Below are 14,402 nucleotides of genomic sequence, written 5' to 3' on the forward strand. Positions count from 1 at the left end.
TGGGTTTATTACTCCTTACCAGGCTAGATTCAATTTCTTTGGATCCTAATGTTCCCATTTTGCTTGACCATTACATAAGAATACTGCACAATTGCCGGATATACATCTTTCGGCAGCAAGCCCCCTTATGGGACTGAATACAAAGGACTGTATTATTTCAGGTGCAGTTTTCGGCAATGCTGCAATGCTTGACGGAATGACTCAGAGAATACAGGATACTCTTTCTGAAAAAGCTGCTGTTATTGTTACCGGCGGAAATGCCGGGAGTATTATTCCTGTTTGCCGTACTGAGGTTATTTATGAACCTGAATTGCTTATTTCAGGGTTGTTTGAGCTTTATTACGAGAATAGTTAATATATTTCCTATTCTGCATTTGTTATTTTATTTTTCAAATTATAATTTTATTCAACAAAAAAGAATCTGTCCAAAAAACAGATTCTTTTTTTATTTATTAAAACCCGAATGTATAACCTAGTCCTAATGTTACTCTGCTGAAATCAGCTTTTGAAGATTCTACAGTTGTTCCATTGCTTTTAAAATCAACATCTGAAAAATTCGCCTGATATGATAAATCAGCTACAAAACCTTTGTATGTTACTCCAGCACCTAAACCATAGTAAAATCCATTTTTAGCTTCTACATCTAAGTCTACTTGAGTACCGTCGTTATACTTTAATTTCATTGTTCCATCATTCATATTAAATGAATATCCCACATTTGCCTTGATATAAGGTGTTATTTCTGTAGAATTTTTGAAATTATATCTTCCAGTAACATATAAAGGTATTGAATCATATAGATCACCCTCTGTTGTATAGCTGTATGATCCTCTATAATTAGATTGTGACTTTAATTTCCCGTGATCCTGATAAGCTAAACCAGCACCTAATTCAAAATTATAAGGTAATTCCTTTCTGTATTCAACTGCCAATTCATATGAAAATTTTGCATCTTCACTTACATCATAATAGTTATGCTGGAATGTCGAACCAAGATCAAACCCTGCTCTTACCTCTACTTTGTTTCCTTCTGCATATAATGCAGCACTTGCTAATAGTCCAGCTACTAGTAAAAATTTTCTCATATCTTTCCTCCCGTTTTTAGTATTGAATTCCCCCAAGTCTTATTATTACTAATTGTTCTTACGGAAATTTCTTCTCAAGTTCCTCACTTGTACAATTACTATAACATTCCAATGTGAACTCAATGTGAAGATAATAAAATTTTCCGTATAAAAAAAGCCCCGTTTAATTATTTTATTAATTAACGGAGCATATAAATACATAAACTCTTATTTAAATTTTACTTCTAATACTTTTGTTTCTCCGGCTATTGCATCTCCAGAAGATTTTTCAAGTCCTGCGAACTCATCTATATTTGAAATTATCACAGGTGTAATCACTGTTTTTGCATTTGCTTTTAAAAATTCATAATCATATTTAATTATAGGTGTTCCTCTTTTTACTGTTTTTCCTTCTTCTACCAGTCTTTCGAATCCTTTTCCTTCAAGCTGGACTGTGTCAATCCCAAAGTGAACAAATAATTCTATTCCTGAATCTGTTACTATACTAAAAGCATGGTTAGTATCAAATATTTTTTCCACTTTACCATCTATAGGGGCTAAAATAAGGTCTCCGCCGCTTGGTTCAATTGCTATCCCGTCTCCAACCATTTTTTCAGCAAAAACTGCATCGGGTACTTCCTCCACAGGTACTATTTTCCCGTTTAATGGGGCGAATATCTTCCCATCAAAATCTTTTTTATCGTCTTTTCCTTTGAACAGATTAAATAATCCCATTTTACCACCTTCCTAAAATTATATCTAAATTTCATTACTAGCATATCATAAGAACTTATAATAGTCAATTAGACTTTTCAAGGTTTTTTATCTCTATTTCAAGTTTATCCAACAAGACATTAAGTTGTTTGCTGACCGCTTTTATTGTTTCCTTTTTCTCAAGATCCACTCCTGCCTTTTTCAGCTGTTCCATCGGGAAGTCATTCCCCCCCGAACTTAAAAGTTCCATATATTTTTGTCTGGCTTCTTCTTTTTTCTTAGGATTTTTTTCATTTATTATCTTATCATAAAGTATCGCAGAAGATGCAAAACATGTTGCATACTGATAAACATAAAACGGAGAGTTATAAAAATGTGGTATTCTTGCCCATACTGAATATAAAAGCTCGTCTTCCGCCATTTCATTACCGTAATAATCCTTAAACAGCTGTTTCATAATTCCGTCTAATGCATCGGGAGTTATCGGTTTTCCTTCATCTGCCAGCTGGTGTGCCTGATACTCGTAATCAGCAAGCAGAGCCTGAAAATAGAATGTTCCTGTAATATTCTTTATTGCCTGTTCCAAAAGAGCTATTCTCTCTTTAGGATCTTCGGTATCTTTCAGCATTGAGTCTAAAAGAAGACGTTCATTAAATGTAGAGGCTACTTCCGCCACAAAAATAGTATAGTCATGTGTTGCAAACGGCTGATTCTCGGCAGAATAAAGTGTATGAAGCGTATGTCCCAGTTCATGTCCCAGTGTAAACACACTGTCAAGTGTCTCATTATAGTTAAGAAGCATATAAGGATGAACTCCGTATACTCCGGCTGAATATGCTCCTGATCTTTTACCCTTTGTTTCAAAAACATCAAGCCATCCATGTCCCACTGCCTCTTTCAGCTTATTCTGATATTCCCCGCCAAGAGGAGCAACTGACTTCACTACAAGTCCTTTTGCTGTTTCATAGTCATATTCTTTATTAAAATCTATTAAATTAACGCTTCCGTCATATGTGTGATATTCTTTCAGATTTAATAATTTTTTTCTTAATTTTGCGTATCTCTTAAGAGGGGCCGACTCTTCCCTTGCTGTTTTTATAAGGTTAAGATAAACCTCTTTTGGTATATTATCCCCTTCAAGAAAACTATCCAGAAAAGAATCATATTTATATGCATTTTTTCTGGCTATATCTTTCTGAAGTATTGAATTATATATTGCCGCATATGTATTTTCTTTTTCCTTAAATGTCCCGTAATGGGCGTCAAATATCTTTTTTCTGTCTTCCTGATTCTTATTCTGGCTTAGCACTCTGCTGTAATTTCCATATGTTGACTCTATTTTTTCACCTGTAGATAATTCTACCACAGGCCATTTTACATCAGACACTGATAATTCAGTATAAATACTTCTTGGCGCTGACATAAACTGTGAATAGTATGATAAAAGCCGGTTTTCATTTTCGGGAAGAATGTGCTTTTCAAGTCTGAATAAATTTTCCAGACCAAATCTGAAATCAGAAAAAGACTCTTCTTTTGTCCAGCCCAGTACTTTGTCTTCACCTATTGAAATAGTTTCTGAATTAACCCATGAAAGATCAGTAGTTACCTTTGAAAATAAAAACTGTACTTTCTGAAGATTTTCCGTGGCATCTTTATCATATGCATTGACATCTCTCAGTAACTGCGGGTATCTGTAGAGCTTATATGACAGTTTATCCAGATCTTCCTGTTTTTTCAGAAATTCCAGAAATTTCTCCTTATCCTCAAGCTTTCCTTTGTATTCCGTTAACTCATTCAGCATTCCTTCTGCTTTTGTATAATCTTTCTGCCATAAATCCCAGCTTTTATAGATATCTGACAGGTTCCATTTATATTCCTGCGCTATTTCGTCTCTTGTTTCATATGTTTTTGCCATTGATATCTCCTCTCCGAATATTAAAAATATAAGTAAAAATATTGCACTATAATGCCTCTTGTACATTAATGCCTCCCTTTTTTATAAAAATTCATCTCTTGATTTTAGTATTATAAATATAACTATAGTAAATGGTATTATAAGCCATATCACTGATAAAAAAGCTGTTAGCGCTATTTTTAACACTGCTATAACCACTACCAGAAATAATGATAATAAAAAACTTGTAAGAAGCATTTTGGTATTATTTTTTCTTGGGTTTACTTCTCTCATATGATTCCTCCTAAAAATCAAAATACTTTTCTCTATTCCCTATCCCTATGTTTTTCAGTATTTTATCTGTATTGTCACTCCCCAGAGCTGTCCCGGCTGAATTATAGGCCTTTTTAAACTGTCCCTGTGAAAAGTGATAGTATAAAAACATTTTCTTATTCAGAGTACTGTTTTTATATAAATCTTCTATATTTTCAGTAAATGTTCCGAATATTCCCTTTAAATTTGATATTCCCAAAATCCATAAATCACACTTAAATATATTATGCACTTCATAGATGGCTTTTGCCATATATTTCTGCGTTTCATCCTGAATCTCTTTATTTTTCAGCTTTGATAATACAGCGGTAACCTTAGTATGAACAGGCGATTTATTCAAAACAATGACCTCTTTGTCGAAATTCTCCACAAGTCCTTCACTTTTCATAAAATTCTGCCCGGCTTTTCCGCTTGCCCCCACAGCATATCTGTTTTGAAGCATTTCGTTATATCCGGGATTATCCTGTATCCATATATATTTCATATTATCATTTTCATTTATCTCATCCAGCTTTTCATTATAAATAAAGGAATTGGTTATCTCATATCCGGAAAGAGACTCTATTTTCTCTTTTAATACCTTATTATATTCCTTATTCCATGACTCTATCTGTTTTTTGAATTTGTCCCTAAAACTGCAAAATTGCTCAAATTGTTTTTTTGTCATAATATTTTCTCCGGATTAAATATATTTTTTAAATAAAAGTTTCTTTTTTCCTTTTTTAGTCATCCCCAGATCATCTGCAAAAATAAATTTTCCGTGTTGTCTTATGGTTATTATATCAGAAATATTTACATTTTTATCTTTTCTTTTTTGAATAACATAATTCAGCATAATATTTCCTGACTCTACAGCTTCCGCGGCACTGTTTCTCGATACATTTACCAGCTCTGACACAATGGAATCCAGCCTTTCCGAATTCACTCTTATTATTATTTCCTGAAATTCTGTTTCCGGCAGTTCTTCCATATTATTTACCGCAGAGACTTCACAAGGTGTTCTGCCTATCTGTCCGAGATTATTCAAAAGATAGTCACTGATTTTTTCTGAAACTATAACATAAGCACCGTTTTCATAAACAAGGATATCACCAAGAAGCTCACGTTTTATATTAAGCCCCAAAATACTCCCCAGATAATCCTTATGTTCCTGCTGTTTGAATTTTGACAGATTTTTTATATGAAGAATTTTATTAGGAAAATCTACCGCATTATCCTCATAATTTTCAAATAATATCTGGCGTCTTTCTGATATTTCGGTAAGACCGCATGTTTTTATACCCATATCCCCTATTTTAGTCCCTAGTTTCTTCCAGAAATTAGGTGTATAAAACTCTTCTGTAAAAATATTTATCTCGTATTTTTCCGCTGTTTCAAAGTAATTGTACAGCTTCCTGGCTTCATTTAATGCATCTTTCGGAAATAACTCCAGGAACTTTTCTTTCTTCATTGTTTATCACCTTTTATATTATATCATAAAAAACTATTCATTTCACTTTTAATAAATGGTAATATAAAAATATAATGTGAAATTTTGTCATAATTTTGACACTAAAATATTATATAATGTAAATATCTCAGAAAGGGGTGCTTATATGAAAAAAAAGATATTAATAGTAGAAGATGAGGTAAATCTTATGGAGGTTCTGGAAGATACGCTTATTGAAGAAAATTTCGAGATTTTTAAGGCATACGAAGGTTCTTCTGCCATTGACATGTTCTATGAAATTAATCCGGATCTGGTACTTCTGGATATAAACCTGCCGAAAAAAGACGGCTGGAGCGTATGCAGAGAAATAAGAAACGAGTCCAACAAGCCTATTATAATGATGACTGCAAGAGATACCGAGCTTGATGAACTAAAAGGTCTCAGCATAGGAGCAGATGATTATATTACCAAGCCTTTCAGCTTGAAAATACTCATACTCAGAATTAAAAAACTTCTAAAAATAGAAAATGAAGATTATTATTCATTTGAAACATTAAGATTTAATTTCGGCAATTACGAACTTGTAATTGATTCACAAAATATAGAACTTACAAAGAAAGAAAGTCTATTTCTGGATTATATAATAAAAAATAAAGGAAAACTCTTAACGAGAGATATGCTCCTTAATGAAGTCTGGGGCTATGACTTTGACGGTGACAACCGCGTAGTGGACACTCTCATAAAAAGAACCAGAAAAAAAATTTCTCCTTACGGGGATCTTATAAAAACTATACGTGGAATGGGGTATATGTTTGATGAAAGTAAAAATTAATTTTTTTCAGAAGATATTTATTTTTTCTATTTTTATTATTATTACTACTGTATTTCTAAACTATATTTTTAATATTTTCTTTTTGGACGAATTTTATATTCACAGAAGATCGAAACAGATATTAAAAATAAGTGCTGAAGTAAAGAAAAAAATAGAAAATAATGATACTGATCTTACTGATTATTTTCAGAATATACAGGATAAAGAAGGGATCAGCACTGATGTCTTCAGATTGCCCCAGCATAACTCACATGATGAAAAAGGCATGATGAGAGGAGGCATGTCAGGCCCCGGCAGTATGGAAGGCCCTCCGAGATTCATAAAGGGAATGATGCAAAACAGGGACATGGAAAGAATGCACAAAGAAGAGAGTAAAAAAATAAAAACACTTTATGACAATATATCAATTATAGAATTGAAAAGAACAGGAACCAGACTTCTATTTTATGAAGAACAGCTCTCTGACCAAAATGTACTGATTATATCCACATCACTTACTGCTATGAAAAACTACAGACGTGAGATATCAATGTTTAATGTCCTTACTACAATTGCGGCATTACTTATAAGTGCTGTTATCGGCAGAATTTTTTCAAAAAAAATCACAAAAGATCTTGAAAAGCTTAATCTTGCCGCAAAAAAAATATCAATTCTGGATTTCTCGGAAAAGATATCCATAAGCAGAAATGATGAAATCGGGGAATTAAGTGAAAGTATTAATACCATGTCAGGAAATCTGGAATCATCTATAGAGAATCTGAAGTCTTTTGCTTCAAATGCCTCACATGAGCTAAAAACGCCTATTACAGTTATTAATTCTCATGCTCAGGCATTGGTGTCAGGGATTATAAAAAACGAAAGCCTGCCGAAATATTATAGAAATATTTTGAAAGAAAGCATAGAAATGAATGATCTTGTTACTAATCTTCTGACTATTTCAAAATTATCATCACCAGGTATAAAACTAAGCCAGAGTGAAGTCAGTTCACTTAATCTTATAAAAAATAGCATAGAAAAATATGAAACTCTGGAGCTGGAGAAAGATATTAACTGGTCTTTTCCAGATGACGACTTCATTATTTTCGGCGAAGAAAAATTATTAAAAACAGCTTTTGATAATATTATACAAAATGCCTTAAAATATTCAAAAGAAAATGGTATAATATTTATATATAACGATAAAAATAAATTAAAGATAGAAAATCAAATGAGCAGTCCGCTTTCTAAGAACAAAGAACTTCTCTGGGAGCCATTTTCAAGAGGTGAAAACGCCACTGATTTCAGTATTGACGGCAATGGTCTCGGATTATCAATAGTTAGAATGATATTAAATTTAAATGGATTAACTCCGGAAATAGAAATAAAAGATGATAAATTTATTTTTATTATAAAAAAGAATTTTTGACATAATTCTGACACAATAGAATGTTATCATAATTATAGAAAAAGATTTTAGAATTGGAGTGATGTTTATGAAAAAGTTAGTAACAGTAGCTTTATTGATGTTAGCAGTTACTGCAAGTGCTTTCGCAGGCAGCCACCACGGCGGGACTCACAGACACAGTGACAGCTGCGGGCATACTTGGCGTTACTAAATATCTTTATTGGTACTTAATTACAGAAAATTAAACGCGAGTATTTTGGCAAGCTGAAATTTTTGATTTTATTCCATCATTGCCAAAATACTATATATTATTTTAATAAAACAATATGATAGGATGTGAATTTTTATGAAAAAAGTTTTTATGATAGGTGCTTTGGTATTATCAATCGGAGGTTTTGCAGCTGCAAGAGGAATGGGCTACGGAGGCGGAATGGGTTATGGTAACGGGCATCACGGAGGATGCGGCGGCGGTGGTTACCACTACCAAATGATGGCCAACAACCCTGATATGCAAAAATCATGGATTACTATAGAAGAAAAAAGACTTGATGTAAGAAAAGAAATGATAAAAACTTCCCCTGACTGGAAAAAAATAGAAAAATTAAATACTGATATTGCCACTGAACAGGCAAAAATGAGAACAGCTATGGAAAAATACATGAGAGAAAATCCAAATGCTAATTATACAAACACACGTTAATATATTTATACAAGGAACTGTCCCCGAGAATAAGTAATACCGAAATTCAGGGACAGTTTTTTTATTACTGTAACATTTTGGTATATTTTATATCTACCATTCTTTTTCATTTCCATATATGATATTTACATTTTTCCTGAAAAATGGTAAACTTGTAGTTACAGATAACATATACTTACATAATTAAATGATAATAATTTTATGATATAAAAGAAAGAAGGAACAAAATGACTAAGGCAATTTTTTTTGATATTGACGGAACTCTGGTCAGTTTCAAAACACATCAGATACCAAAGGAAACTATCCATGCACTGCATGAGCTGAGAAAAAAAGATATTAAGCTGTTTATTGCAACAGGACGCCACCATTCTATGATTACACTTGATAATATTTTCAAATTCGACGGATATGTTACTCTAAATGGTCAGTATTGCTATAATAATAAAGAAATTATATATAAGCAAAGTATAAAAAAAGAAGATATTGAAATAATAGCAGACCAAACCAGCAAAAATCTTTATGCATGTTATTTTATCAAAGAAAATGAAGTGTTTACCAATATGGTAAATGATCAGGTAAAATGGTTTGCAAGTGAACTTAATACAAAAATTCCTGAAGTTTGTGATCCTGCTGTGGAAACTGTAAAAAATGATATTTATCAGCTTACGGCTTTTGTAGATAAAGAACAGGAAAATATGCTTCTTAACAGCACTAATTTTATAGATGCTACAAGATGGCATGATAAATTTATAGATGTTACCCCGAAAGGCGGAAGTAAAAGTGTGGGAATAGAAGCTGTGCTGAAATATTACAATATTCCTGTGGAACAAACCATGGCATTTGGTGACGGTGAAAATGATGTTACTATGTTACAGCATGTAAATAAAGGAATTGCTATGGGAAATGCCAGCGATTTTGTAAAAAGTTCCGCAGATTATGTAACTTCTCATATTGATGATAACGGTCTGGTAAAAGCGCTTGAACATTTTAAAATTTTATAATATTATATTCAAATAAAAATACGGGAATATTTTCTTCAGAAGTATTTCCTTTTTTATTTAGATAAAATACCATAAAAATATAAGAAGGTGTGCTGTATTATCTTCTCATACAAGCACACCTTAGCTTATCATTGTCATTCTTTTATACCTTCCCGATTGAATTTATTTTATATTATATCTGAACCCGGCTGAAAATACATTATTTGAGATGTCAGAATCATTTATCTGCATATCATAGTTTGCATACCAAGCCCATTTATCATTTACTTCAGTGCTTATTCCCAGACCCGTCCATACAGAGTCTCCTGGGAGACCTATACCTTCTACTGTAAATCTTTCAGATGACATTCCCACATAAGATGCTTCAAAGCTCAAATCTTCGTCATTAAACGCTTTCTGCCAAGATGCATACCCTAGAATTGTACTTTTTCCGCCTGCCCATTCAAAGTCGTATTCACCTCTAAGACCTATTGAACCTGATGTCTGATCATAAGTTTTACTGTCGGCTTCCAGACCAAGGAGACTTCCGTCTTCTGTGAAACTTCCTCTTTTTACTGAATCATATGATATTCCTGCAAAAGGTGTTAAGTTAAAGTTTTTCGCAAGTTTGAATTTATAACCTGTTTCACCGTATCCTGAATAAACATAATCATCATGGTTTATTGATACATTTTCAGTCTGTGAACCTGTTACTATCTCCCTGTCTACATCACTTGAGACAAATCCTATACCTAATCTACCTAATACATAAAATTTATCATCTTTTTCTCCGTATCTTCCATAAAGTGATATTCCCAAGTTCTGGCTTTTTGATTTTCCGCCGTAACGGTCAAAATCCGCATCTGCATCTGAATAAGATATAGCTGCACCTAATATTACACTGTCGCTTATATTTTTATCAATACCTACCTGTCCGCCAAATGATGTTGTATCTGCTGAAGCATAACCTGATTCTTTTAATTTTCCTGTTGATGCTATTCCGCTGAACCATATTCCTGCTACATCTGCTTTATTTTCCAAGCTTCCCAACATTACCAGTCTGTTAGTTAAGTCTCTGTTTACTGCTTGTGACTGCTGGAATGTAAGAGCCTGTGCAGAAGCATAAATCTGACCTGATAAACTATCTAGTGTTGCTGCAAGGTCTGATGATGACGACTGCTGAAGCATTGCTATTTTTGTTCTGAATTCATCGCTTCCCTGGTTATTATCAAGAGCTGTTAACACCTGTTCAAGATTTTGTGATGAATTATTTCTTGTTGCATCTGAATTATAAGCTGCTTCTGCATATTCTGCTATATCTCTTCTTGCTACGCTTAATTTTACGCCATCGTTTCCATAAGCAACGTCAGATTGAAGGAATACCGGTGTTTCTACTTTTCCAAATTCACTCGTTACACCATTTACGGCACTTATTACATTTTCTGTTATTACATCTTTACTTATGTACACCGGATTATTGTCCGCATCTTTCGGAGCTGTTACTCTTAAAGTGGAATTATTTAAATCTGCTGTTCCTCCCACTTTTATAGTTGCCCCAGCTGCACTTATTATTACACCTTCAGGAGTAGAAGTATAATTTCCCTGAATGTTCATTCCTTGTCCTGTACTGCTGACAGTTCCTCCGTTATTTATTACATTATTATTTATGTATCCTCCGTTGCTTGCTAGAGTTCCGCCAGACTGTACATCTACCTCAGATACCACTTGTCCGTTTACTTCAAGCACTCCGCCGTTTACTACGTTCTTTCCTGTATATGTATTTTTACCGCTGAGTATCAATGTTCCTGTTCCTGCCTTTATCAGCCCTGCATCTCCTGATATGTCATTTCCGAATGTAGAAGTAACAGTATTGAATGTTACATTGACATAATCTCCCAATGCAAGTCTTTTATCAAAAAGTGCCGGTCCTTTTACTGCTTTGCTTATGTTTAAAAGTCCCCAACCATACACAGCATCTACACCTTTAGCTCCTTTATCAGTAGCTGTGGATAATATTGTCTGTCTTATAAGATCACCGTTCATCCATGGGTATTCTTCCTGAATCAAAGCTGCTGTTCCTGTTACTACCGGAGCTGCAAATGAAGTTCCCATTCCAGAAACATTTCTTACATTAAATTCATAATCTCCCACTGCTGCCAGACACCAGTTCTGTGCTATACCGCATTTATTTGAGTAATCACTCGGAGTCCCGTCTGTAGAATCCACTGCCATAACAGCTAACCATCCTTTTTGCATTTCAGGATAAAAATATGGAAGTCCTGCTTCGGCAGAAACCTCATCTTTACCTGAATTTCCTGCTGCCCAGATAAATAAACTGTCTGTAGATGCCTTATCTCTGTAAAACGATACTACCGGATCAGAAAGCGGCATATCAGATTTTGAAGCAGTTTTTATTGTTCTTGAAGCTACTCCGAACGACTGATTGTATATTCTTACTCCGTTATTATATAAATTATCGTACATACCTCTCTGCACTACTATACAGTTATTGCTTCCGTCAGAACATACCGTCCCGGCAGCTTCACCTCTGATTTTTACACCAGGGGCTACACCTATTGTTTTACCGCCAATTAATTCTGATACTAAACTTCCGTGTATATTTGTGCTTCCGGCATAATTACTGTCTTTTGTTATACGGCTTTTGCCGTTTGCGTCTCTAAATTCTATGTTATTAACGTCAAAGTTGCTGTCTACTACACCAACCGTCACTCCTGTACCGTCTATTTTGTTCTCTTTAGCCTCTTTTGCATTATGCGGATCTTCTGGATTAAAAGGAATATCTCTAGTCACATCTATCGGAGTTGGTGTTGCTGTTCCTCCTCCGCCACTGTTTCCTTCTCCCCCGCCAGAGCTTGAGCAGCTTACTAAAGCTGTTGCTAAAGTTATAATAAACATAATTTTCTTATTCGTTTTCATCTCTTATTCCTCCTTTATTCATTAACATTAGATACAAGAATCTAGAGAAGTGTGATTCTTCTTGTATCTAACTCTGAATATAGGAGTCATTTTTTATTTTATATTTTGTCTCAAATTGTAACAATTATATATTACACTTCTCACCGACGAATATATTATATAATTTATTTTTCCTAATGTCAACTTTATTTCTACAAACAAATGTACGTACAATATTATAATCCTTATTTATCAATATAATTCATTATTAAAATATTTTTTTGAATTAAATATTTAATTGAATTTTTTAAAGTTAAATTTTTATACCATTTTTTCTTGCTAAGTATTTTCACTGACTTTTTTAAAAAAAAATTAAAATAAAAAGTCAGACTTAAATCTGACTTTTTCTGATTTTTAAATATTATTGTTATTTTATTTTTAAAAATCTATCTTCATTTATTACTTCACATTCAATACTTCATTCCATACCTCAGTAATCTTTGTAGTCTGAAAACAATAAAATATTGATGACGGATTAGGAAGATTTTCATCTTTGGCTATCTCTGTCTGCGATAATCTTCTGCCATATTTCTTGTAATTCTTGTAAAGTAAAAGCTTCAAACTCTGTTTGTTATACTTCGGTATCACTTCTTTCTTTACTTCAAATCCCGCAAGCCGTCTTAAATTATTTATTCCTGTAAATCTACTCGCTAACACAGATTTCGAATAAGGAAATTCATATTTTATCAAATCTCTTAATGTTGCCCCATATTGCTCTTTTCCTATCCTTATTGATAATTTTCTGTACAACTCTATTAACTCTTCATTTGTATGTGTCACATTCGTTATCACATGAACAGGCTCATCTCCCATAGATCTCAGAAATTCATTCCATGTACCAAAATGTCTCCTTACTACACTTGCCCCTATCCCTTTTTCTTTTTTCATTATCAACAGGGTCACTGCCCTGTACTCTTCCTTTATTTCCCTGTACGCTTCTGCTATTTCTTCTTTACTGTATGAAAACTTCCTTATCTTTATTCCAAACTTCTCTTCTATTTCTTCCCTGTTCCATAATGTCTTCACATATTTATAGCTCGGCAGACCCTCTATTCCGTCTATTGCTGATATATGTCTCAGTTCTCCCGTTTCTATCTTTTCTTTTATCAGCTTCTCCACTCTGTCCTTTTTCTCTTCTTCATTTATTCCTGCTTCTTTCTTCGCATTCTCCCAGTGCCCGAAATATCTTTTTACCGTTGCTGAAGAACAGGTTTCCTTATTTTCATTAAAACTTTTCGCTGTTGTTTTCCCATACTTTCTGTAATGTTCCTTGATTTGCCATATAATTTCACTTTCATTACACGATTTCATTCTAACCACCTTAACATGAAATTTTTCGTATAATTCCTATTTCAGCATTATCTTTTCATTATTTTATTTTTATTAAAACTGCTATTTTTTTATTTTTAACAAACTACACTTTAGTATTTTATTTCCTCAAGGACTTCCCTTATTTTTGTTTCTTCTGACAATGGTACATCTACATATATCAGGGTATTTTTTAGTCTGGCGACTACTTTATATCTGAAATTTGTTTTCAGTACATACTTTGAGTAATCTTCACTATTTTCATTCTCTTCCGACACTTTATTTTCCCTGTTACGGCGGCACTTTTCTTTATTTATGTCAAACATTGCCGCTGCTCTGTTTTCATTGTCTGTTTTGTAATATTCTATACGCAGGTCTTCTTTCATTGCTATTACTGCTGCTTCTATACTCAGATTGTTCTGATATTTTCTTATCATATTTTTTACTATATATTCATTTTTTCTCATTACATTTGAAAAATGTTCCGGTGTTGCTATTCTTCTATTTGTCTTACATCCTGTCAATAGAAAATGAATGCTGAAAATTAGAATTATCCATTTCTTCATATTTTATTCCTTGTATATTTTAATACACAGAACCGGATTTTATTATATCCGATTCTGCAAAACCTCTTTATTGTTTCTTCATCCCTGCTTATCATTATTTCATATATTTTGTTAACCGGTATATATTTTATTAAACAGAAAACCCATGTACTTATGTCAATAATGTGGACACATTTATCTTGTCTATTATGAAATTTTTTTCAAATATTCTTTAGGAGATAA

14 protein-coding genes and 1 pseudogene are annotated in these 14,402 nt (G+C 33.2%); 6 read left to right on the forward strand and 9 right to left on the reverse strand.

Going from position 1 to position 14,402, the window contains the following annotated elements; translation table 11 throughout:
- Window positions 1–82: 82 nt before the first annotated feature.
- A pseudogene (locus NK213_RS16865) lies at window positions 83–355 on the forward strand (pantothenate kinase); the annotation flags it as partial.
- 97 nt (window positions 356–452) lie between these two features.
- Here NK213_RS16865 and NK213_RS16870 read toward each other — a convergent pair.
- From NK213_RS16870 to NK213_RS16895, 6 genes are all read right to left on the reverse strand, one after another.
- The gene (locus NK213_RS16870) at window positions 453–1,085 is read right to left on the reverse strand and encodes an outer membrane beta-barrel protein (RefSeq protein WP_253351286.1); all 633 of its coding nucleotides are present in this window, start codon (window positions 1,083–1,085) and stop codon (window positions 453–455) included.
- Between the two features lie 207 nt (window positions 1,086–1,292).
- Window positions 1,293–1,799: a PTS glucose transporter subunit IIA gene (crr, locus tag NK213_RS16875; protein WP_253351287.1), complete on the reverse strand. Its 507-nt coding sequence runs from the start codon at window positions 1,797–1,799 to the stop codon at window positions 1,293–1,295.
- A 64-nt stretch (window positions 1,800–1,863) separates the two neighbouring features.
- A complete protein-coding gene (pepF, locus tag NK213_RS16880; RefSeq protein WP_253351288.1) occupies window positions 1,864–3,693 on the reverse strand; it encodes an oligoendopeptidase F in 1,830 nt (609 codons plus the stop codon).
- An 81-nt stretch (window positions 3,694–3,774) separates the two neighbouring features.
- A complete protein-coding gene (locus tag NK213_RS16885; RefSeq protein ID WP_253351289.1) occupies window positions 3,775–3,966 on the reverse strand; it encodes a hypothetical protein in 192 nt (63 codons plus the stop codon).
- Between the two features lie 10 nt (window positions 3,967–3,976).
- A complete protein-coding gene (locus NK213_RS16890; RefSeq protein ID WP_253351290.1) occupies window positions 3,977–4,672 on the reverse strand; it encodes a hypothetical protein in 696 nt (231 codons plus the stop codon).
- Window positions 4,673–4,687: 15 nt separating this feature from the next.
- The gene (locus NK213_RS16895; protein ID WP_253351291.1) at window positions 4,688–5,455 is read right to left on the reverse strand and encodes an RNA-binding protein; all 768 of its coding nucleotides are present in this window, start codon (window positions 5,453–5,455) and stop codon (window positions 4,688–4,690) included.
- Between the two features lie 145 nt (window positions 5,456–5,600).
- Here NK213_RS16895 and NK213_RS16900 point away from each other — a divergent pair, with 145 nt between their 5' ends.
- The 5 genes from NK213_RS16900 (at window position 5,601) to NK213_RS16915 (ending at window position 9,351) form a co-directional block, all read left to right on the forward strand.
- Window positions 5,601–6,266 carry a response regulator transcription factor gene (locus NK213_RS16900; protein WP_253351292.1) on the forward strand — a complete coding sequence of 222 codons (666 nt, stop codon included), beginning with the start codon at window positions 5,601–5,603 and terminating at the stop codon, window positions 6,264–6,266.
- Window positions 6,250–7,671 (forward strand): cell wall metabolism sensor histidine kinase WalK, encoded by a 1,422-nt coding sequence (locus NK213_RS16905; protein ID WP_253351293.1) that lies wholly within the window; start codon window positions 6,250–6,252, stop codon window positions 7,669–7,671. The genes NK213_RS16900 and NK213_RS16905 overlap by 17 nt, the downstream gene beginning before the upstream one ends.
- A gap of 67 nt (window positions 7,672–7,738) precedes the next feature.
- Entirely contained in the window at window positions 7,739–7,861 is a 123-nt protein-coding gene (locus NK213_RS20495; RefSeq protein ID WP_256478810.1) for a hypothetical protein, read from the forward strand.
- Window positions 7,862–7,996: 135 nt separating this feature from the next.
- Window positions 7,997–8,350, forward strand: a complete 354-nt coding sequence (locus NK213_RS16910; protein WP_253351294.1) for a hypothetical protein — start codon at window positions 7,997–7,999, stop codon at window positions 8,348–8,350.
- Between the two features lie 227 nt (window positions 8,351–8,577).
- Entirely contained in the window at window positions 8,578–9,351 is a 774-nt protein-coding gene (locus tag NK213_RS16915; protein WP_253351295.1) for a Cof-type HAD-IIB family hydrolase, read from the forward strand.
- 162 nt (window positions 9,352–9,513) lie between these two features.
- On the opposite strand, the gene NK213_RS16920 is transcribed toward NK213_RS16915, so the two are convergent.
- The 3 genes from NK213_RS16920 to NK213_RS16930 all read right to left on the reverse strand — a co-directional run bounded on the left by NK213_RS16920 (window position 9,514) and on the right by NK213_RS16930 (window position 14,180).
- A complete protein-coding gene (locus NK213_RS16920) occupies window positions 9,514–12,267 on the reverse strand; it encodes an autotransporter domain-containing protein (RefSeq protein ID WP_253351296.1) in 2,754 nt (917 codons plus the stop codon).
- Window positions 12,268–12,705: 438 nt separating this feature from the next.
- A complete protein-coding gene (locus NK213_RS16925) occupies window positions 12,706–13,617 on the reverse strand; it encodes a hypothetical protein (RefSeq protein ID WP_253351297.1) in 912 nt (303 codons plus the stop codon).
- 110 nt (window positions 13,618–13,727) lie between these two features.
- On the reverse strand, window positions 13,728–14,180 hold the full coding sequence (locus tag NK213_RS16930) for a hypothetical protein (protein WP_253351298.1): 453 nt from the start codon (window positions 14,178–14,180) through the stop codon (window positions 13,728–13,730).
- Window positions 14,181–14,402 lie beyond the last annotated feature (222 nt).

Source organism: Sebaldella sp. S0638, from assembly GCF_024158605.1.
Taxonomy (GTDB): domain Bacteria; phylum Fusobacteriota; class Fusobacteriia; order Fusobacteriales; family Leptotrichiaceae; genus Sebaldella.